Genomic DNA, 22,006 nt, shown 5'->3' with positions numbered 1-22,006 from the left:
TGTTATTGAGACAACGCCGCGAAGAATTTGTCGCCGGGAGTTAACGTCTGTTAATGACCAAGCAAATTCTGTAGCAAGGCAGTATCAATGACAAAGACCGAGCAAGAGGCTTGTAGCTCAGCTGGTTAGAGCGCACCCCTGATAAGGGTGAGGTCGGCAGTTCAAGTCTGCCCAAGCCTACCATTTCGCATTTATGCGGTGTTGGACACCTCGTCGTTTAGCAGGCTAAACGTACTCGGTCTCCGCCTAGCCTAAATACGAACTGGCCGAAGATGAAAATCCTCAATGATTTTTTTGAGGGGCTATAGCTCAGCTGGGAGAGCGCCTGCCTTGCACGCAGGAGGTCAGCAGTTCGATCCTGCTTAGCTCCACCACTTTCTAAGAAAGTGATTTTTGCTCGAAGGAAGATTAGCCTTAATCAATGTGTACTGACGCAGTATCTATTGATTAGGGTTTTTTAAACCCTACGTGAATGCGTGTAAACGCAAACACAATGTTCTTTAACAATATGGAAAGCTGATAAAAGTAATCAAAACTAAGAGAACTCTTTAAGAGCTTACTCTATCTGATTTGAAAATGAATACTTGTCACGCATACAGAGTAGGCCTTGTGTCTATACGTCAAATATTGAAGGTTATTTGGGGTTGTATGGTTAAGTGACTAAGCGTATACGGTGGATGCCTAGGCAGTTAGAGGCGATGAAGGACGTGTAAGTCTGCGAAAAGTTGTGGGGAGCCGACAAAATGCTTTGATCCACAAATATCCGAATGGGGAAACCCACCGCTTCGGCGGTATTGTAACGTGAATACATAGCGTTATGAGGCAAACGAGGGGAACTGAAACATCTAAGTACCCTTAGGAAAAGAAATCAACCGAGATTCCCCTAGTAGCGGCGAGCGAACGGGGATTAGCCCTTAAGCTAATTATAAGCGAGTGGAATGTGTTGGAAAGCACAGCGATACAAGGTGATAGCCCTGTACACGAACGCGAATTTTAAGTGAAATCGAGTAGGTCGGGACACGTGTTATCTTGACTGAATATGGGGGGACCATCCTCCAAGGCTAAATACTCCTAACTGACCGATAGTGAACTAGTACCGTGAGGGAAAGGCGAAAAGAACCCCTGTGAGGGGAGTGAAATAGAACCTGAAACCGTATACGTACAAGCAGTGGGAGCAGACTTGTTCTGTGACTGCGTACCTTTTGTATAATGGGTCAGCGACTTATATTTTGTAGCAAGGTTAACCGAATAGGGGAGCCGTAGCGAAAGCGAGTGTTAACTGCGCGTTTTAGTTGCAAGGTATAGACCCGAAACCCGGTGATCTAGCCATGGGCAGGTTGAAGGTTGAGTAACATCAACTGGAGGACCGAACCGACTAACGTTGAAAAGTTAGCGGATGACTTGTGGCTGGGGGTGAAAGGCCAATCAAACCGGGAGATAGCTGGTTCTCCCCGAAAGCTATTTAGGTAGCGCCTCGGACGAATACCACTGGGGGTAGAGCACTGTTAAGGCTAGGGGGTCATCCCGACTTACCAACCCTTTGCAAACTCCGAATACCAGTGAGTACTATCCGGGAGACACACGGCGGGTGCTAACGTCCGTCGTGAAGAGGGAAACAACCCAGACCGCCAGCTAAGGTCCCAAAATTATTGCTAAGTGGGAAACGATGTGGGAAGGCTAAGACAGCTAGGAGGTTGGCTTAGAAGCAGCCACCCTTTAAAGAAAGCGTAATAGCTCACTAGTCGAGTCGGCCTGCGCGGAAGATGTAACGGGGCTAAGCAATATACCGAAGCTGCGGACGCATAGTTTACTATGCGTGGTAGGGGAGCGTTGTGTAAGTGGCTGAAGGTGAACTGAGAGGTTTGCTGGACATATCACAAGTGCGAATGCTGACATGAGTAACGATAATGCGGGTGAAAAACCCGCACGCCGGAAGACCAAGGTTTCCTGTCCCATGCTAATCAGGGCAGGGTAAGTCGGCCCCTAAGGCGAGGCAGAAATGCGTAGTCGATGGGAAACGGATTAATATTTCCGTACTTGGTATATCAGTGATGGGGGGACGGAGAAGGTTATGCAAGCATAGCGTTGGTTGTCTATGTGAAAGTGTGTAGGGTTGAATCTTAGGTAAATCCGGGATTCTACATGCCTGAGACACGAGACGAGATTCTACGGAATTGAAGTTGCAAATACCCTGCTTCCAGGAAAAGCCTCTAAACTTATGATATATCGAACCGTACCCCAAACCGACACAGGTGGTCAGGTAGAGAATACTAAGGCGCTTGAGAGAACTCGGGTGAAGGAACTCGGCAAAATCGTACCGTAACTTCGGGAGAAGGTACGCCGCTGTTTGTGATGAGACTTGCTCTCTAAGCGAATGGCGGCCGCAGTGAAAAGGTGGCTGGGACTGTTTATTAAAAACACAGCACTGTGCTAAATCGAAAGATGACGTATACGGTGTGACACCTGCCCGGTGCCGGAAGGTTAATTGATGGGGTTAGCGCAAGCGAAGCTCTTGATCGAAGCCCCGGTAAACGGCGGCCGTAACTATAACGGTCCTAAGGTAGCGAAATTCCTTGTCGGGTAAGTTCCGACCTGCACGAATGGTGTAACCATGGCCACGCTGTCTCCACCCGAGACTCAGTGAAATTGAAATCGCAGTGAAGATGCTGTGTACCCGCACCTAGACGGAAAGACCCCGTGAACCTTTACTATAGCTTGGCACTGAACATTGACCCTACATGTGTAGGATAGGTGGGAGACTTTGAAGCGTGAACGCCAGTTTGCGTGGAGTCATCCTTGAAATACCACCCTTGTACGTTTGATGTTCTAACGTTGTTCCCTAATCGGGAATGCGGACAGTGCCTGGTGGGTAGTTTGACTGGGGCGGTCTCCTCCCAAAGAGTAACGGAGGAGCACGAAGGTTGGCTAATCCTGGTCGGACATCAGGAGGTTAGTGCAATGGCATAAGCCAGCTTAACTGCGAGACAGACACGTCGAGCAGGTACGAAAGTAGGTCATAGTGATCCGGTGGTTCTGTATGGAAGGGCCATCGCTCAACGGATAAAAGGTACTCCGGGGATAACAGGCTGATACCGCCCAAGAGTTCATATCGACGGCGGTGTTTGGCACCTCGATGTCGGCTCATCACATCCTGGGGCTGAAGTCGGTCCCAAGGGTATGGCTGTTCGCCATTTAAAGTGGTACGCGAGCTGGGTTTAGAACGTCGTGAGACAGTTCGGTCCCTATCTGGTGTGGGCGTTGGATGATTGAGGGGAGCTGCTCCTAGTACGAGAGGACCGGAGTGGACGAACCGCTGGTGTTCGGGTTGTTTTGCCAAGAGCATTGCCCGGTAGCTACGTTCGGAATCGATAACCGCTGAAAGCATCTAAGCGGGAAGCGAGCCCCAAGATGAGTCATCCCTGGCAGTTTAACTGTCCTAAAGGGTTGTTGAAGACTACGACGTTGATAGGCAGGATGTGGAAGCGTTGCAAGGCGTTAAGCTAACCTGTACTAATTGCCCGTGAGGCTTAACCATACAACGCCCAAGTGACTTTTTATAAGTTTGCGTGTTGTTTGTATGACAAGTATTTAATCAAGAGTAAGACTAAAGAGATTTAGCGATGATTACAGCCAGACCTTACGAGGCGCGGCATCAGCTTTTACATATTGAATTTATTGAGCTAAGGCTTGATAAATAACAGTTTATGTCTGGCGGCCATAGCGATGCGGCCCCACCTGATCCCATCTCGAACTCAGAAGTGAAACGCATTAGCGGCGATGGTAGTATGGGGTTTCCCCATGCGAGAGTAGCACACCGCCAGACTCCCATTTAGAAAAAGGGCTATCCGTAAGGATGGCCCTTTTTTGCATGCGCAGGATAAAGTATTGCAAGGTTGATACGGCATCAACGGATAGCCCTTTTCCTAAGCGCTGTCGCGCAAAGGCGACTCAGCAACAAACCTTCAGGGTTGTAGTAGCCACGGTATAAACACGTCCATGATGAAGCGCACCCAGCCACGCCATCCATGGCGTGTCGTTCAGACGGGCAAAGCTGCGCTTCGCAAAAGCCTCCGCCTTCACCCATCCATGGGGCTACCTCCGGTGCAGCATCCATGCTGCCCGTTCAAGCGGCAGGAACTACGTTCCTAAAAGACCCGCTTTCACCCCCATGCGACAGCCGCGCTGCGAGACAACACGGTTGCCGGAAGACACCGCTAGACTCTCATTACACGAAAAGCCCTGACCCAAAAAACGGTCAGGGCATTTTTCGTATATGCGCTATAGAAAAAATAAACTGTAGCCACAATCATATTTCAAGGCTTGTTAACGTAGTAGACGGCTAGGTGTCATACTTCCCTGTAGCTGAGTCCAGCCCGACATCCATGTCGGTCGTTCAAACGGCTGGAGCGGTGCTCCAGAAAGCCCCGTCTTCACCCTCCAGGGAAGTATCAAGTGCGGCATAAACACGTCCATGATGAAGGACTCCCCGCGACGGAGTGGCAGCCACGCCCTCCATGGCGTGTCGTTTAGCGTTGATAGATCTCTGACTACGACGCGTGTTGGATTATGTTATTGTGCTGACACATACATCACAGAGACTTGTTTGATGCGTTACTTCTCGATTATAAACTTTGCTTTCCGTGTTTTTATTTTCACGCTCATTAGCCATTCTTTTGTTTGTTACGCTCACAGTGACGGTGTTGAGATTAATGATGGCCCATGTTTCTCTAATGGTTGGAATAAAGAAAAATTCGAACAATTAAAGGATAATCAATTTGCACTTAGCCGCCCTTTAATAAGAAGCTTATTTCCACAGCTCCGATACTGCCTGGCGTCTAATGATCCTGTCATTCGCGATGAGGTTGCTTACGGAGCTTATTCAACCTGGTTACGAACTAATCGTGTTGAGAAGTCGCAGCTGACTTCTCTATTTGAAACACTGCTAAGTGATGTAGCGCAAAATAAAGCAGATGAGCATTCGGTATTTGTGCCGTTTGCTGTGCTCGTTTTTTCTGAGGTATTACGGGTCGATCGTAAGGACCCTTATTTACAGTCAGAACAGCTTACACAAGCTGTTAATACTATGTCTTCGTATATTGTAATGGCCGATGATTATAGAGGTTTTGATGAGCAGCTTGGCTGGCGACACGGTGTTGCTCATGCTTCAGACGCTGCACTGCAACTAGTGCTTAACCCTAGGATAAGTTCACTGCAGTTACAACAGATGTTAAATGCTATTGCCCAGCAAGTGAGGGCAAAAGGGGGGCATTTCTATATTTATTCCGAGCCTGAACGCTTAGCGAGGCCTGTATATTATGCGATGCGTCGTAAAGATGTGCCTATCGCATACTGGAAGCAATGGGTTAACGAAGTTGCTGCTCCTGCCCCATATAGTAATTGGAACGAGGTGTTTACGAGCAAGGAAGGTTTAGCGCAGCGACATAATGTAAAATCATTTTTGCTTAATCTTCAGAACTTCATCAGCCTTGGTAAGAAAAATGATGAGTTGAATGAGCTTGATACGGTCGTTCAAGATGCTCTCAAAACAATGATTTGACCTAGCCCAATTGAATGTTCAGTTCCATATTGGCTGCGGTCATCAGCTCTTCCCTTCACTCAGCGCTTTGACTGTTAGTCGTATATTGCTTGTCGATAATGATTTTTTAACTGACGTATTTATATTGTCAAAGTAATCAAGAAAGTATTTCAACGTTTTGCCTAATTATCAGTGGTGTAAAAAGAGCATAAACTTCCGCCCATATTCTTCAATATCCTTTTAAACAAGGCGGTAAACAATGTCTCATCAAATTATTAAAGATTTAAGCACACGTTATACAGTAAAAAAATACGATACAGCTAAGCGTATCTCACCAGAAGATATCACTGTAATTAAAGAGGCTATTCGCCTATCAGCTTCGTCGATAAATTCACAACCGTGGAAGTTCATCCTTGTAGAAAGTGATGAAGGAAAACAACGTCTACATGACACATTCGCTAATAAGCATCAATTCAATCAGTTGCATGCCAAAGAAGCGTCGCACACTTTGCTGCTCGCTTATGATCCTAAATTTACTAAAGAAAAGTTCTCTAAGCGAGTTGATGCCGAAGTCAGTTCGGGGCACTTGCCTGCCGATATGCGTGATTCATTTATGGGTGCATACGCATTCGCAGAGATGAATACAGATGAAAATGGTTACAATGGTAGCTGGACTAAGGCGCAAGTGTATTTAGCGTTAGGCAATATCATGCATACGCTAGCTCGATTAGGTATCGCCTCTACACCAATGGAAGGGGTTGATCCTGAGCTAATCGGCGAGAAGTTTCAGCAGGAGCTTGATGGTCATATTTGTGAAGTCGCTTTGGCCATGGGCTATCAAAATGCCGATGACGATTGGAACTATGGATTGCCTAAAGCGCGCCTAGCAATCGAGGAAATTATTGAAGTGGTTTAACACATTAATCCTCATTCATTATAAAGAGCCGAGATTTATCTCGGCTTTTGCCGTTTCATAGAAGGATGTAGACGCTTCTAAGAAAATTTCGCGTCAATGCCTTCGAAAACTAACCGCGCAGCAAGCCTGGCAGTGCGTTGGTCTATGTCGTATTTGGGGTTTAACTCAGCGATATCCATTATCGGCCATTGATAGCTAAGAGTTGTTTGTTGAAAGGCTAACCAGCGGAGCGTTTTCAGCACAAATTTAATATCAATTCCCAGACTACTCGGTGCACTTACTCCAGGGGCGAGTGCGCTTGGGAATGCATCAAGGCAAATCGTGACATACAGCACATCTATTTCACGTAATATGGGTAGAAGGATCGATTGAGCACGTTCTAGGGAGCAATCCTCATCAAGTAAAAATTGCGTGTTACTTTGCTGGGCAAATTCAAATAACGCGCGGGTATTAGCCATTCTTGAGACACCTAGACAAGCGTAACGAAATGCCAATGAATGATCAGCGCAGTGCTGAAAAATCTGTCGAAATGGAGTGCCTGAACTTGCATTCGGCGACGGTTTGCGTAAGTCAAAGTGGGCATCAAAATTAATAATACCGATACGTTTTCGATTTGCCTTAGTCCCATCAGCAAGGTTAAACGCCTGGTGTAATCCTAAGTAACTGCCCCACGCGATCTCATGGCCGCCGCCAAGCCCAATAACAAACGCATTCTGTTGTAATGCGTTTGTTACTTCTTGGGCGTATTCCTGTTGGCAATTAGCCAAATTGGATTGTGCAGTAATATCGCCACGGTCGTGCAGTGTCACATTATATTGATAGGGTAGATTTGCTAACGCAGAGCGAATGGCACTCGGTCCAATTTTAGCTCCTATTCTGCCTTTGTTCTCTTTGACGCCAAGATCGCAAGCAAGGCCTAAAAGGTGGCAACTGGGGAAATTGAGCTCTGAATTGGACGAGTTCATCACTTGATGCCATCTCAGGCCTTGGTTTCCATCTTCTTCGTCTGTCCTACCTCGCCATATAAATTTACTCATCGGTTCAACGCTCCTTACCGCTTACCCATATGCGAGATGGGCGAACTTGGTTGATCCCGTAGCTCACTTCACAAGGATGTTCTATGTCCCACAACACCATATCTGCATCGAATCCGCTGACAATCTGCCCTTTATTATTTAGCCCTAGCGCTTGAGCTGCATGACGAGTCACTCCTAGTAATGCTTCTTCTGGCGTCATGCCGAATAGCACGCAGCCCATATTCATTATCGTTAATATGGAGGCAATAGGAGAGCTACCAGGGTTAAGATCTGTCGCGATTGCCATCGGTACATTGTGAGCCCTTAGCGCTGCAATCGGCGGCAATTTCGTTTCACGTAATGAATAGAATGCGCCAGGTAACAACACGGCAACCGTATTGGAACTGATTAGGGCTGGGATGTCCTCTGGTTGTAAATATTCTATGTGATCTACCGACAGAGCGTGATATTTGGCCGCAAGTTTGGCGCCCTTTAAATCAGATAACTGCTCTACGTGTGCTTTCACATTTAAGCCGAGGCGTTTGGCGGCAATAAATACCGTTTCACATTGAGCCGGCGTGAAGCCGATCGTCTCACAAAATACATCTACGCTAGTTGCCAGCCCTTGCTTTACTATTTCTGGCAACACCTGCTCACACACAAACCTAACGTACGCGTCAGGGGACTCACGAAACTCTTTCGGCACGCAGTGCGCGCCCAGATAAGTGGGCTCAATGTTTATACTTAATGACGCCTCTAAATCCTTAGCCACTTGCAACATTCTCAGCTCAGTTTCTAGGTCCAGACCGTAGCCTGATTTCACCTCAATTGTTGTTACCCCCTCCTCAATTAAGCGTGCTGCACGATCCTTGGCTAAGTGTAGCAAGTGTTCATAAGAGGCTTTTCGGGTTGCACTCACTGTGCTTTGAATACCTCCTCCTTGTTTGGCTATTTCTGCATACGACTTGCCTTGTTGACGCATTTCAAACTCAGACGAGCGGTTACCCGCGTAGACCAAATGCGTATGGCAATCAATTAAACCTGGTAATAACCATTGACCTTGGGCATCGATAACATTGCTCCCTTGTGAGGATACATCCTTAGCGTCGTCAATTTTTTCAATGCGCCCGGCGCTAATATAAACCGACGCATTTTCCTTAATTCCATAGGGCACGTTAGCAAATGTAGGAGACGCGCTCATTGTGGCTATGTTGACGTTGTTTATACAAAAATCTGCCGTGTGTCTCATGTCGCACCTCTCACATTACATTATTAGTTATCGTACTTGTATACACTTGTATATACAAGTTGGTTGGGTTAAATTGCAAAAATCAAAAAAAGAGAGTCGTCATGCAAGCTAGATACATACAAATTAAATCAGCCATCATCGATAGCGTAGAAGCAGGAAAGATGAAGCCAGGCGACAAGGTGGAATCAGAAAATAAATTGGCTGAAATATTCCAGGTGAGCCGTATGACAGCTAGGCGAGCCCTAACTGAATTGGTAGACGAAGGAGTGTTAGCACGAAGCCAAGGATTAGGAACGTTTGTCAATGATCATCGGCCTATGAGTTCTATGCTTGAAATCCGTAGCATCGATGATGAAATTATTCAGCGTGGTCACTCCTATTCCAATCAAGTGCTGACTCAGACAAAAGTAAAGGCGAGCACAGAGCAGGGGGCTTGGCTTGATGTCAAAACAGGGACGGAGTTATTTCACACCTGTATTGTTCATTATGAAAATGGATTGCCTGTGCAGTTGGAAGACCGTTTGGTTAACCCGCAATGGGCGCCTGATTATTTAACACAGAACTTTAGCCAAACGACCGCAAATCACTATTTAAATAGTGTGGCTCCCCTGACACAGGCAGACCATGCGATTGAATCGATATTACCGACTCAAGATGTTGCTAAGCTTTTGGCCATAGAGCCAAGCCAGCCCTGTTTGCAGGTTAGCCGTCGTACCTATTCCGCTAAAGGCATTGTGAGTTACGCCTTGTTATTTCACCCTGGAAACCGTTATCGCATAGGGGGACATCTTGATTTCTCCCGTACCGCTAGGAGTTAATATGGATCGCTTTGATGATACTCGTACCATTCGCGCGCCGCGAGGTAGCGCGTTAAATACCAAGAGCTGGCAAACCGAGGCCGCTTTACGTATGTTGATGAACAACCTCGATCCAGATGTGGCCGAGCATCCCCATGCGTTAGTCGTCTATGGCGGGATAGGGCGGGCAGCTAGAGATTGGCAAAGCTACGACAAGATTGTCGAAGTGTTAAAACGGCTGAACAACGACGAAACGTTATTAGTGCAAAGCGGTAAACCTGTAGGCGTCTTTCCTACTCACGAAAATGCTCCTCGTGTGCTGATTGCCAATTCAAACCTTGTCCCTCATTGGGCAAATTGGGAGCACTTCAATGAGCTCGATAAAAAAGGCTTGATGATGTACGGCCAAATGACAGCGGGATCTTGGATTTACATCGGTTCACAAGGGATAGTGCAAGGCACGTACGAAACATTCGTAAGCATTGCAAAGGCGCATTTTGCCGGTAACGCAGAAGGACGTTGGATACTCACAGCTGGGCTAGGCGGCATGGGCGGTGCCCAGCCATTGGCCGCTGTGATGGCGGGGTTTTCGATGTTAGCAGTTGAAGTGGATGAAAGCCGCATTGATTTTAGAATAAAGACAGGATACTTGGATAAAAAGGCGACAACTTTGGCTCAAGCTTTGGCATTGCTAGAAGACGCTAAGCAGAGCAATAAATCAGTGTCTGTTGGGTTACTCGCCAATGCGGCAGATGTTTTCCCTGAGCTTTTGGCAATGGGTGTAGTACCAGATGTAGTAACGGATCAAACCAGTGCTCACGACCCCTTAAATGGTTATTTGCCCAAAGGTTGGTCTCTCAAACAAGCCTCTGAAGTTCGAACTCAGGATGAAGCAAAGGTGGTCAAAGCTGCGAAGCAATCCATGGCGGTGCATGTCGAGGCTATGCTCGGCCTTCAGGCGGCAGGTGCGGCTACATTAGATTATGGGAATAACATTCGCCAAATGGCGTTGGAAGAGGGAGTGAAAAACGCTTTTGACTTTCCAGGGTTTGTTCCAGCCTATATTCGCCCTCTATTTTGTCAAGGGATCGGGCCATTTCGCTGGGTTGCGCTATCCGGCGATCCACAAGATATTTATAAGACTGATGCCAAAGTTAAAGAGCTGATCCCAGATCAGGCTCATTTACACCAATGGTTGGATATGGCCAAAGCGCGGATTCAATTTCAAGGCTTACCAGCACGCATTTGCTGGGTGGGCTTAGGGGAAAGGCAAAAGCTCGGTCTCGCGTTTAATGAAATGGTACGTCGAGGTGAACTTAGTGCGCCTATCGTCATTGGGCGTGACCATCTAGATTCTGGATCAGTAGCATCACCTAACCGTGAAACAGAAGGGATGCTAGACGGCTCAGATGCAGTGTCAGACTGGCCTTTACTCAATGCTATGCTCAATACTGCAGGTGGTGCTACTTGGGTAAGTTTGCATCATGGTGGAGGGGTAGGCATGGGGTTTAGTCAGCACTCGGGCGTTGTTATTGTCTGTGATGGCTCAGCCGAGGCCGACCAACGTATTGCCCGAGTATTGCATAACGACCCAGCAACAGGTGTGATGCGCCATGCAGATGCTGGTTATGACTTAGCCAGACAGTGCGCTGCTGAGCATAAACTCGATTTGCCTATGTTAGCGCAGGGTGCGATTAGCAGCACTACTATGGGAAAGATTAAAGCATGACGACGAAATATACTCTTCATCCCGGTACGCTTTGTATTGAAACCTTACGCCAAGTACATCGTCACCATGTGCCTATAGTTTTGGCGCCTGAAAGCTTTGCGGCTATAAATATGGCAGAGAAAACAGTGCAAAATGTTATCACGCAAGGACAGACAGTTTACGGTATCAATACTGGCTTTGGTTTGCTTGCTAACACAAAAATCGAAGTGGATGAATTGGAGCTATTGCAGCGAAGCATCGTGCTATCACATGCGGCTGGTATAGGAGACTTTATGTCGGGTGCGGTAGTGAGACTACTCATGCTGCTGAAGATTAACTCACTTGCTCGTGGCTTTTCTGGGATACGCTTAAAGGTTATTGAAGCCTTGATTACACTGTATAACCATGAAGTGTACCCTGCCATACCAGAGAAAGGTTCGGTGGGCGCGTCTGGTGATTTAGCTCCACTCGCGCATATGAGTGCAGTGCTTTTGGGTGAAGGTGAGGTGATTTACCAAGGCAATCGTATTTCGGCTGAAAAAGGGCTGATGATTGCTGGTCTGCAACCAATTTCGTTAGCCCCTAAAGAAGGGTTGGCGCTACTTAATGGTACACAGGCGTCAACCGCGTTTGCCTTACAAGGACTATTTTATGCTGAAAATGCACTGACGAGTTCAATTGCTATCGGTGCGTTATCAGTGGATGCAGCGCTTGGCTCTAGAGTCCCGTTTGATGAGCGCATTCATGTTGTACGCGGACATCAAGCGCAGACTGATGTAGCCGCGAGCTTTAGAGCCTTACTGCAAGAATCTGAAATAGGTCACTCTCACGGCGGTTGCGAAAAAGTACAAGATCCTTATTCATTACGCTGTCAGCCGCAAGTGATAGGCGCTTGCTTGCAACAAATTCGATACGCCAAAGAGATACTCGTCACCGAGGCCAATGGTGTGTCCGACAACCCATTAGTATTTTGTGACTCCGATGACATTTTATCAGGGGGAAATTTTCATGCCGAAACCGTCGCCATGGCGGCTGATATGCTTGCTATCGCGTTAGCAGAGATAGGTGCCTTATCTGAGCGACGTATGGCCCTGCTAATAGATTCCAATTTGAGCGGTTTACCCCCATTTTTAGTGGATAATGGCGGGGTGAATTCTGGTTTTATGATAGCGCAAGTAACAAGCGCGGCGCTAGCCAGTGAAAACAAAACGTACGCCCATCCAGCATCAATTGATTCTTTACCTACCTCAGCAAATCAGGAAGACCATGTTTCAATGGCGACGTTTGCCGGACGCCGACTACGCGATATTTTTGATAACGTCGCAGGTATTCTAGCCATTGAATGGTTGGCATCATGCCAAGGAATCGATTTTCGCTCTCCTCTTAAAACCAGCGAACGACTGCAGGATGTTCACGCGTTGTTACGCAGTAAAGTCACTTTTTATGATAAAGACAGGTATTTCTCCCCTGATATTGAACAGGCAAAGTTATTGATTACACGTCGTTCTCTGTATGATTTGGCGTGTCAATATGTGGATATTTAATGGAATTATATGTCGCTTAAAAAGATTACAAATTGTTAAGAATCCTAGATCGCTTTTGAATTAAGCTAGCTTCTTGTTGAATATCTAAAACGATCTGGGAATGATGTTAAAACTAAAACACACTGCATTGGCAATAGGTCTCAGCTGCCTTACAATGTCGGCCTCACATGCGACAGAAGTACAAATTCGCACTGTGCTGGGCGATGTGAATATAAATTTGTTCGATAATACGACGCCGCAAACCGTTGAAAACTTTTTAAGTTACGTAAACTCAGGGGCTTACGCTAATAATGTAGTGCACCGCTCGGAGCCCGGCTTTGTCATACAAGCGGGTGGTTTTCAGTATAACGCCGCACTTCCACTGGATTCGGTGCCAACAGGCAGCGCAGTCGAAAATGAACCTGAATTGTCAAATCGCCGTGGCACAATTGCGATGGCTAAATTAAGTGGTAACCCTGATAGTGCGACTTCACAATGGTTTATTAATCTTAGTGACAACAGCGCAAACTTGGATGTACAAAATGGTGGCTTTACCGTTTTTGGTCAAGTGCTGGGAGATGGAATGGACATCATTGATGAAATTGCTGCGCTAAGCCGGTTTGATCTGGGCGGTGCGGCGAATGCTGCTCCACTGCGCAACTACTCCCAAGCTGATCTCGCAGCGGGAGTGGACATAACAGATGAACACCTCGTGATTATTACTGATGTTGTAGTAACGGACTCCGCCACAGTGACACACTCTGAATTGAATCCGCCAGCTAATACCTTAATTAATCAAGATAACAGCGGGGGAGGGAGTTCAGGAAGCTCTGGGGGCAGTATTGGGTACTTAGGATTATTAGGTTTAGCCTTGTTAGCCTTTAAGCGAAAAATAATGAAGTAAAACTTGGTGTGAACCAAAAAAAACGGCTCATGAGAGCCGTTTTTTTAATTGTATTAACAAGACTGCTTAGTCCTTAGAGCGACCAGCACGCTTACGATCGTTTTCCGTCAATAGCTTCTTACGGATACGAATACTCTTAGGTGTAACTTCTACCAACTCATCGTTGTCGATGAATTCTAATGCTTGCTCAAGAGAAAGCAGCACAGGTGGAACCAAAGATTGTGCTTCATCTGTACCAGATGCACGTACGTTGGTTAACTGCTTGCCTTTAAGAGCATTAACAGTAAGGTCGTTATCACGGCTGTGAATACCAATCACCATGCCTTCGTATACTTCAACACCGTGACCGATAAATAAACGGCCGCGCTCTTGAAGGTTAAACAAAGCGTTAGTTAGGGCTTTACCTGTTGCGTTAGCAATCAATACACCGTTCTTACGTTGACCTATGTTACCGCCTTTATGAGGACCGTAGTGATCAAACGTATGGTACATCAAGCCAGAACCTGAGGTCATGGTCATGAAATCAGTTTGGAAACCAATTAAGCCACGGCTAGGGATGATGAAGTCCATTCGAATTCGACCTTTGCCATCTGGAGACATGTTAGTTAGTTCGCCTTTACGCAAACCAATTTGCTCCATGATTGAACCTTGATGGTCTTCTTGTACATCGATAGTCACAGTTTCAAACGGTTCTTCCAATTTGCCATCTACTTCACGCAAAATTACTTCTGGGCGTGATACAGCAAGCTCGTAACCTTCACGACGCATGTTTTCAATCAAAATACCTAAGTGTAATTCGCCACGACCAGATACACGGAATTTGTCCGGATCAGCTGTCTCGTCAACACGTAGTGCAACGTTGTGAATAAGTTCGTCTTGTAAACGTTCAAGGATGTTACGTGAAGTAACGTACTTACCTTCTTTACCACAAAATGGAGAGGTGTTAACTTGGAACGTCATGGTAACGGTAGGCTCATCAACTGATAGTGCTGGTAGCGCTTCAACTGCGTTCTGGTCACAGATAGTGTCAGAAATTTTAAGCTCGCCTAAACCAGTCACAGCAATAATATCACCGGCGTTGGCCACATCGACTTCCATACGGTCTAAGCCCATGTAACCTAATACTTGGCCCATTTTGCCATTACGTTTTTTGCCATCAGCACCAACGATCGTTACCGCTTGGTTAGTTTTTACTGAACCACGTGTAACACGACCAACACCGATTACGCCTACATAAGAGTTGTAGTCAAGCTGAGAAATTTGCATCTGGAAAGGACCATCAATGTCCGCATTCGGTGCATTTACATGCTTAACAATCGTTTCGAACAATGGGGTCATGTCTTCACTAGGTTGGTCAGCGTCATTAGAAGCCCAGCCATTAAGTGCAGATGCGTAAACCACTTGGAAATCAAGTTGGTCGTCAGTAGCACCTAAGTTGTCGAACAAATCAAACACTTGATCAATAACCCAATCAGGACGAGCACCAGGCTTATCGATTTTATTGATAACGACAATTGGCTTAAGACCTTGGGCAAATGCTTTTTGTGTTACGAAGCGCGTTTGCGGCATAGGGCCTTCTTGCGCATCAACTAATAACAATACAGAGTCAGCCATTGACATAACACGCTCTACTTCACCACCGAAATCGGCGTGTCCAGGGGTGTCTACAATGTTAATGCGGTAGTCATTCCAACGGATCGCAGTGTTCTTAGCAAGTATGGTAATACCGCGTTCTTTCTCGATATCGTTAGAATCCATAACCCGTTCTTCAGCAGCGCCTCTGCTCTCAAGCGTACCGGACTGTTGTAAAAGTTTGTCAACTAAGGTGGTTTTACCGTGGTCAACGTGGGCAATAATTGCTATGTTCCTCAAGTTGTCAGTCGAGGTTTGCGATGCGCTCATGATATTTTCTCTAGTATGGGTGGATTTAACCACCATTAACGGAATTTATAGGGCGCGGATTGTACAGTTATAATGTGCATTTTGCGAACACCATTTAGTGTTTATGCGGATTTAACTTTTTGAACGTGTGTTTGCACTATTAAGTGTCACTGTATAGGCGATATAGTTGAATAAGTTTGATTTGCACTATGATGGTGCGATAGTGGTCTCGATTGGTGCATTGGTGCTGGGCGCAACAAGCCGTGTCCACTTGAAAAGCCCAAATAGCAGCGAAATTGCCAAATTTATGATTGGCACGATTATCGCTTCGAACATTGCTAAGTTAACCAATATCAACGTTATTTTACATTACCGTTTAATCTGGAGGACGAAATGTCAGTAGAAAAGGCTTTACAGTTTATTAAAGAAAACGAAGCTAAATTTGTAGATTTGCGCTTTACGGACACTAAAGGTAAAGAGCAGCATATCTCAATTCCATCTCATCAAGTTGATGAAGACTTCTTTGAAGAAGGTAAGATGTTTGACGGTTCGTCAATTGCGGGTTGGAAAGGCATTAACGAATCTGACATGGTGTTGATGCCAGATACAGAAACAATGGTAGTAGACCCTTTCGCGGAAGAAACACAAGTTAATATCCGTTGTGACATTCTTGAGCCAAACACAATGCAAGGCTACGATCGTGACCCACGCTCTGTAGCAAACCGTGCTGAAGAGTACCTTAAATCAACTGGTATTGGTGACAAAGTATTGTTTGGTCCTGAGCCAGAGTTCTTCTTATTCGACGACGTTCGTTTCCATACAGATATGGCGGGTTCTTTCTTCAAGATTGACTCTTCTGAAGCCAAGTGGAACTCAGGTGCTGAGTTTGAAGAAGGCAATATGGCCCACCGTCCAGGTGTGAAAGGCGGTTACTTCCCAGTACCTCCAGTTGATTCATCACACGATACCCGTGCCGCTATGTGTATGGTTATGGAAGAGATGGGTTTAACCGTAGAAGCACATCACCATGAAGTGGCGACTGCTGGTCAAAACGAAATTGCATGTCTTTTCAACACACTTGTTAAGAAAGCCGATGAAATCCAAATTTATAAGTACGTAGTGCACAATGTTGCTCATGCATACGGTCAAACAGCGACCTTTATGCCTAAGCCTCTTGTTGGCGATAACGGTTCAGGTATGCATTGTCACCAATCAATCTCTAAAGATGGCAAAAACATCTTCGCTGGCGACAAATACGCAGGTATGTCTGAAGAAGCCTTGTTCTACATTGGCGGCATTATCAAGCATGCTCGTGCGATCAATGCATTTGCTAACGCTTCAACTAACTCGTACAAGCGTCTCGTACCTGGATTTGAAGCACCTGTAATGCTTGCGTACTCTGCACGTAACCGCTCTGCTTCAATTCGTATTCCTCACGTGAACAGCGAAAAAGCACGTCGTATCGAAGTTCGTTTCCCTGACCCAACTGCTAACCCTTACCTAGCATTCTCAGCTATGTTGATGGCTGGCCTTGACGGGATTAAGAACAAGATTCACCCTGGCGATGCGATGGATAAAGATCTATACGATCTGCCTCCAGAAGAAGCTGCGGAAATCCCAACGGTTGCCACTTCTTTAGAAGAAGCACTTGCTGCACTTGATGGTGACCGCGAGTTCTTGACCGCTGGCGGCGTAATGAGTGACGACATGATTGACGCTTACATTGAGCTTAAATCACAAGAAGTTGAACTACTTAATACGTCAGTTCACCCTGTTGAATTTGATATGTACTACAGCGTATAAAATACGTTTGTATGCAGCAGTAAAGCTGCTTTAATAATCTCAAAAAGCCTGCGCCATGCAGGCTTTTTTGTGTCTATTGCCCAGTCTTCAAATACATGGGCGGTTTTATGTGAGAGCCTGTTTGATTTGGAGTAATTGGTATAATGTGATTACCGCCAAACTTGAGATTGGTATAAACTGGGCAGGTGTCTATTAGTCGTTGTATTTATATAATGTTAGGTAAGCGGTGTTCAATATGAAGAGATGTATTGTTGGTTTTTTACTGTGCACTTGGACTTTACTTACCCTAGCAGATGACACGGTGTATAAAGTTATCTCAGCAGATGGTAGCGTCGTTTATACTGATATACCTAGTAAGCAGGCCGTTCCAGTGACGTTGCCGACTGGCTCCGTAATGGTTTCAAAAGGTGTTACTAAAAAGCCGATTACACCCTCATCTGCGGATAAAGCACGGAAAGAAATTAACATAAAACTACTAGTTACTTCCCCTAAACCCGAACAAACCATTCGCGATAACAATGGCCAAGTGACCATTCAAGCAACCCTTGACCCACAAGTTCAAGGCGAATACACACTGCACTTAAATGATCAGCGTGTTTCTCAAAATAGCGGCGTATTTAAACTACAACAGTTAGATCGTGGTGCGTACACCTTCTATATCGAATTTGCCCTCAAGTCGGGCAAGATACTTGCATCTACCCCTAAGCAAACCTTTTATTTGCACCAAGCATCAGCGTTGAATCGCCCTAACTAGGCACATCTAGTTGACCAAGTGGACTGGATACGCTGAAATAAATCTTTAAGCACCAAAATGGTGCGCTTGAATGTGTTGTTTATATGCCGTTTAAAATGAAAACTGACACTTTATTGGATAACTTGTCCACTGCCATTATCTTATTGGACGAAGAATTGGTTATTGTTGAAGCGAACCATGCAGCTCAAGCAATGTTTGAGCGCAGCCTAAATTTATTGATAGATTGTTCAATCAAGCAATTTATTGCTGATGCGAGTTTAGACTTCATTCGTTTTACCCAAGGAATGCAACATGGGGAAGGATATTCAGACGGCGATGTACAAATCAGCTTTACCGATGGACGGCATACGCATGCCGATGTCACCGTTACATGCTTGCACACCGCTGATGGCGTCACCTTGTTAATTGAAATGCGCTTAATCGAACAGCAAAAGAAAATTAGTCAAGAAACACAGCAGTGGGCTCAACAACAAGCCGCTCGTGAATTGATACGTGGACTTGCTCATGAAATTAAGAATCCCTTAGGGGGGATTCGCGGCGCAGCGCAGTTACTTGAGAAAGAACTGCCTTCAGCAGACCTGCAAGAATTTACCACTATGATCATCGAGCAATCTGACCGCTTACGCAATTTAGTCGATCGCTTGTTAGGGCCTAATTCTCGTCCAAACTTTCAAAGTCATAACGTGCACCGAGTATTAGAGAAGGTTATCACGCTTGTACAGCTCGATCTTAGTCACGATATTGTGATCGAACGTGATTACGACCCTAGTATTCCTGAAAGCATCATAGATCAGGATATGGTTCAGCAAGCCGTATTAAATATTATGCGCAATAGCGTGCAAGCGTTAATGGAAAGCGGACAAACTGATGGAAAAATCAACGTGGTTACCCGTATTGAGCGACAGGTGACCGTGCACGGCGAGCGACACCCGCTCGTGATGAGAATCAGCTTAGTCGATAACGGCCCTGGTATCCCTAGCGAATTAAAAGATACTTTATTCTACCCCATGGTAACAGGCAAAAAAGAGGGTACGGGGCTAGGTTTATCAATCGCTCAAACACTAATAGATCATCATAAAGGCAAGATCGACGTTGAAAGTTGGTCAGGTCACACAGAATTCACTTTATATATTCCTATTAACAGGAAGGAACTTAATTCATGAGCACAGAACCGGTTTGGATAGTTGATGACGATAGTTCTATTCGTTGGGTTTTACAAAAGGCACTGCAAGCAGCCAGTATACCCTGTTTCAGCTTCGAGAATCCTGAAGACTTACTATTGCAATTGCAGACAGATCAACCTCCCGAGGTGATTGTGTCTGATATTCGCATGCCGCAAATGGACGGTATGGCGTTACTCGAAGAAGTGCATAAGCGCTATCCGAATATTCCTGTGATTATTATGACTGCTCATTCTGATTTAGACAGTGCAGTAAATGCATATCAAAGCGGCGCGTTTGAATATTTGCCTAAACCGTTTGATATAGAAGAAGCCGTAGGGCTCGTACGCAGAGCGTTAATACACGTTCGTGAGCAAGCTAAAAGTAATCAGAGACCTATTTTAGCAACCGCCACTGAGATCATCGGCGAAGCGCCGGCAATGCAAGAAGTGTTTAGAGCGGTAGGGCGCTTATCACGCTCTAGTATTAGTGTGTTAATTAATGGTCAATCTGGCACGGGTAAAGAGCTTGTTGCTCAAGCGCTACATCGCCATAGCCCGCGAGCAAAACAAACCTTCATTGCACTAAATATGGCGGCGATCCCTGCTGATTTAATTGAATCTGAATTATTCGGTCATGAAAAAGGTGCCTTTACAGGCGCTCAAAATGCTCGACAAGGGCGGTTTGAACAAGCGGATGGTGGAACGTTATTCCTTGATGAGATCGGGGATATGCCGCTCGACGTACAAACTCGCTTATTGCGTGTGCTGGCTGATGGCCAGTTTTACCGCGTGGGTGGCCATAACCCAGTGACGGTGGACGTACGTATTATTGCTGCTACTCATCAGAACTTAGAACAAAGAGTGGCGGATGGTAAGTTTAGGGAAGACTTATTTCATCGTTTGAATGTTATTCGTATCCATATTCCTCGGTTAACGGAACGAAGAGAAGATGTTCCCCTGCTGGCAGCCCATTTCTTACAGAAGGCTGGCGCTGAATTAGGGGTTGAAGTAAAAAGCTTGAGTAAGGAAACCAAGAAGATTTTGATGCAATTACCTTGGCCAGGAAACGTGCGTCAGCTGGAAAACGTCTGTCGCTGGTTAACAGTTATGGCGAGTGGCCAAGAAGTTTTACCCCATGATTTACCGCCTGAAATTCACGAACTTCCGCTGAGTAAAGAGAGTGAAGAAGCATCCGGTGATTGGCAAACCATACTTGCTTCTTGGGCTGACGAGCAGCTCCAATCAGGGCGTAATAATATTTTAGACGAAGCCATGTTGGTATTTGAACGTGTTTTACTAGAACGCGCGCTTTTTCACACTCATGGTCATAAACAAGATGCTGCAAAAAGATTGGGGTGGGGGCGCAATACACTGACGCGTAAACTGAAAGAATTGAACATGTAATGACACTGTTCTGTGTTATCACGATAGTATCGTGGTAACACAGAGCTTCGCTTTCCAAAGCGTTTTCTGCATTTACTTGGTTAACAATACTGCCATTGCGCGATTAAACATACCTAACCATTTGGGGCAAAACTGACCCTCTTTAATCCGATTTATTTCTATAACGGCGCGTTTCTTAGGGTGTACCGCTTGGGTTGTGTGCGCCCGTGTGTGGGTAATGGCGTTAAATGTATCTAAAATCCCCAGTAGTTTTGCTCCATCGCAAATATCGACTTCTTTTAATCCTAGAGGGTAGCCACTGCCATCCATTCGCTCATGGTGCTGCATTACAATTTTACGCGCTTCATTCCAGTGATCTAAATGCTCTAATAAACGAGCACTTTTATACACATGAGAACGCATTAAATTGAATTCAGACTCTGTCATTCGGCCATTTTTATGGAGGATTTCTATTGGCATAAATGCCATCCCGAAATCATGCATGTAACAGGCTACCGCGAGTTGATCTTCATCAATAGGCATACCAGCGACTTTATTTACATAAGCCGCTAATTTTGCAATACGATCACCGCGACCTAGCCAATAGGACGAGCGTTTTTCTATCGGTTTCATTAACTCTCGGAAAAACAAAATGTCGCCACGCTTCTGCTCAGTTAAGTGTTTAGGAATACCTGTAGTGGCTAGATTAGATGGGGGAGGCCGGTGATTTTCCGCACTTTCGCTATTGATAAAAGCGCGCACATCCAAGCTAGGATCCAATAGCAACACGGCTTCCGATAATATTTTCTCATGTTCAGCCCCATTTGATGGACTAATTTTAGAAATCTGTAAAATCAGCAAGTTAAACAGACCTGCATCGTATTCTGCTTTGCCATTTTGAATGCAGCTTTCAACAAATATTTTGACCCTGTCCATGCTTAACAACACAAGATCACTCATATTGCTGGTGTATTCTATTTGCCCTTTTCGAAGGTAATCTAGGAGGTCTTCTACATGCTGTAAAAGCGGGATCATAGGTGTGAAGTTAACCAAGCCTAAATCACCTTTTATCGTGTGAATAGAGCGAAACAAAGCGCGCTGAAGCTCTTTATCGGTTGGTTTTATCTCTAGCTCTATTAGGGTTTGCTCACTGGCTTCATAGAGTTCATTAATTTCTTCGAGTAAGTCTGTAAGGATGTCTTCATCCAGATCTTCATGAGTAAACTGTTGCATGTATACTGACGCCCTAACCCTGGTATGTTTACGATATTATTTTCATTGGTATCGGCTGGCCAATAATAATAATGAGATTTTTAACTTAAAATCAATGTTATAACGTTTAAATTGAACACTGATCAGACATCCTATTGGCAA

General features: G+C 45.5%; 15 protein-coding genes, 2 tRNA genes and 2 rRNA genes. 15 read left to right on the top strand and 4 right to left on the bottom strand.

The features are described 5' to 3' along the window. Positions 1-106: 106 nt before the first annotated feature. The 6 genes from FX988_RS08470 (at position 107) to FX988_RS08445 (ending at position 6,452) form a co-directional block, all read left to right on the top strand. Positions 107-183, top strand: a tRNA-Ile gene (locus FX988_RS08470). 115 nt (positions 184-298) lie between these two features. Next, positions 299-374 (top strand) — tRNA-Ala (locus FX988_RS08465). Positions 375-650: 276 nt separating this feature from the next. Continuing rightward, positions 651-3,535, top strand: a 23S ribosomal RNA gene (locus FX988_RS08460). Positions 3,536-3,707: 172 nt separating this feature from the next. Then, positions 3,708-3,823, top strand: a 5S ribosomal RNA gene (gene rrf / locus FX988_RS08455). Between the two features lie 783 nt (positions 3,824-4,606). Further along, complete coding sequence (locus FX988_RS08450) at positions 4,607-5,557, top strand: DUF2785 domain-containing protein (RefSeq protein ID WP_160182137.1); 951 nt, start codon at positions 4,607-4,609, stop codon at positions 5,555-5,557. Positions 5,558-5,795: 238 nt separating this feature from the next. Beyond that, positions 5,796-6,452, top strand: a complete 657-nt coding sequence (locus FX988_RS08445) for a nitroreductase family protein (RefSeq protein ID WP_160179215.1) — start codon at positions 5,796-5,798, stop codon at positions 6,450-6,452. A 77-nt stretch (positions 6,453-6,529) separates the two neighbouring features. On the opposite strand, the gene hutG is transcribed toward FX988_RS08445, so the two are convergent. After that, positions 6,530-7,489 (bottom strand): formimidoylglutamase, encoded by a 960-nt coding sequence (gene hutG, locus FX988_RS08440; RefSeq protein WP_160179214.1) that lies wholly within the window; start codon positions 7,487-7,489, stop codon positions 6,530-6,532. 4 nt (positions 7,490-7,493) lie between these two features. Continuing rightward, complete coding sequence (hutI, locus tag FX988_RS08435; protein WP_160179213.1) at positions 7,494-8,717, bottom strand: imidazolonepropionase; 1,224 nt, start codon at positions 8,715-8,717, stop codon at positions 7,494-7,496. A gap of 101 nt (positions 8,718-8,818) precedes the next feature. On the opposite strand from hutI, the gene hutC reads away from it, so the two are divergent. The 4 genes from hutC to FX988_RS08415 all read left to right on the top strand — a co-directional run bounded on the left by hutC (position 8,819) and on the right by FX988_RS08415 (position 13,649). After that, complete coding sequence (gene hutC / locus FX988_RS08430; RefSeq protein ID WP_160179212.1) at positions 8,819-9,535, top strand: histidine utilization repressor; 717 nt, start codon at positions 8,819-8,821, stop codon at positions 9,533-9,535. A gap of 1 nt (position 9,536) precedes the next feature. Then, on the top strand, positions 9,537-11,243 hold the full coding sequence (gene hutU / locus FX988_RS08425) for a urocanate hydratase (RefSeq protein WP_160179211.1): 1,707 nt from the start codon (positions 9,537-9,539) through the stop codon (positions 11,241-11,243). Continuing rightward, on the top strand, positions 11,240-12,766 hold the full coding sequence (hutH, locus tag FX988_RS08420) for a histidine ammonia-lyase (RefSeq protein WP_160179210.1): 1,527 nt from the start codon (positions 11,240-11,242) through the stop codon (positions 12,764-12,766). Before hutU ends, hutH begins: the two co-directional genes overlap by 4 nt. 100 nt (positions 12,767-12,866) lie before the next feature. Further along, positions 12,867-13,649 (top strand): peptidylprolyl isomerase, encoded by a 783-nt coding sequence (locus FX988_RS08415; protein ID WP_160179209.1) that lies wholly within the window; start codon positions 12,867-12,869, stop codon positions 13,647-13,649. A 66-nt stretch (positions 13,650-13,715) separates the two neighbouring features. Here FX988_RS08415 and typA read toward each other — a convergent pair whose 3' ends face one another. Further along, positions 13,716-15,551, bottom strand: a complete 1,836-nt coding sequence (typA, locus tag FX988_RS08410) for a translational GTPase TypA (protein WP_160179208.1) — start codon at positions 15,549-15,551, stop codon at positions 13,716-13,718. A 166-nt stretch (positions 15,552-15,717) separates the two neighbouring features. On the opposite strand from typA, the gene FX988_RS08405 reads away from it, so the two are divergent. The 5 genes from FX988_RS08405 to glnG all read left to right on the top strand — a co-directional run bounded on the left by FX988_RS08405 (position 15,718) and on the right by glnG (position 20,653). Further along, positions 15,718-15,933: a hypothetical protein gene (locus FX988_RS08405; protein ID WP_254700760.1), complete on the top strand. Its 216-nt coding sequence runs from the start codon at positions 15,718-15,720 to the stop codon at positions 15,931-15,933. Then, entirely contained in the window at positions 15,924-17,333 is a 1,410-nt protein-coding gene (gene glnA, locus FX988_RS08400) for a glutamate--ammonia ligase (RefSeq protein ID WP_160179207.1), read from the top strand. The genes FX988_RS08405 and glnA overlap by 10 nt, the downstream gene beginning before the upstream one ends. Before the next feature lie 235 nt (positions 17,334-17,568). Next, positions 17,569-18,087 (top strand): DUF4124 domain-containing protein, encoded by a 519-nt coding sequence (locus FX988_RS08395; RefSeq protein ID WP_160179206.1) that lies wholly within the window; start codon positions 17,569-17,571, stop codon positions 18,085-18,087. An 83-nt stretch (positions 18,088-18,170) separates the two neighbouring features. Then, positions 18,171-19,250 (top strand): nitrogen regulation protein NR(II), encoded by a 1,080-nt coding sequence (gene glnL / locus FX988_RS08390; protein WP_160179205.1) that lies wholly within the window; start codon positions 18,171-18,173, stop codon positions 19,248-19,250. Further along, entirely contained in the window at positions 19,247-20,653 is a 1,407-nt protein-coding gene (gene glnG / locus FX988_RS08385) for a nitrogen regulation protein NR(I) (protein WP_160179204.1), read from the top strand. The genes glnL and glnG overlap by 4 nt, the downstream gene beginning before the upstream one ends. 72 nt (positions 20,654-20,725) lie before the next feature. On the opposite strand, the gene FX988_RS08380 is transcribed toward glnG, so the two are convergent. After that, positions 20,726-21,865: an HD-GYP domain-containing protein gene (locus FX988_RS08380; protein WP_160179203.1), complete on the bottom strand. Its 1,140-nt coding sequence runs from the start codon at positions 21,863-21,865 to the stop codon at positions 20,726-20,728. Positions 21,866-22,006 lie beyond the last annotated feature (141 nt).

It is taken from the genome of Paraglaciecola mesophila (assembly GCF_009906955.1).
In the GTDB taxonomy this organism is placed as follows: Bacteria; Pseudomonadota; Gammaproteobacteria; order Enterobacterales; family Alteromonadaceae; genus Paraglaciecola; species Paraglaciecola mesophila_A.
Note: the sequence above shows the minus strand (reverse complement) of the source record. Positions and strands in the feature narration are given on the sequence as shown.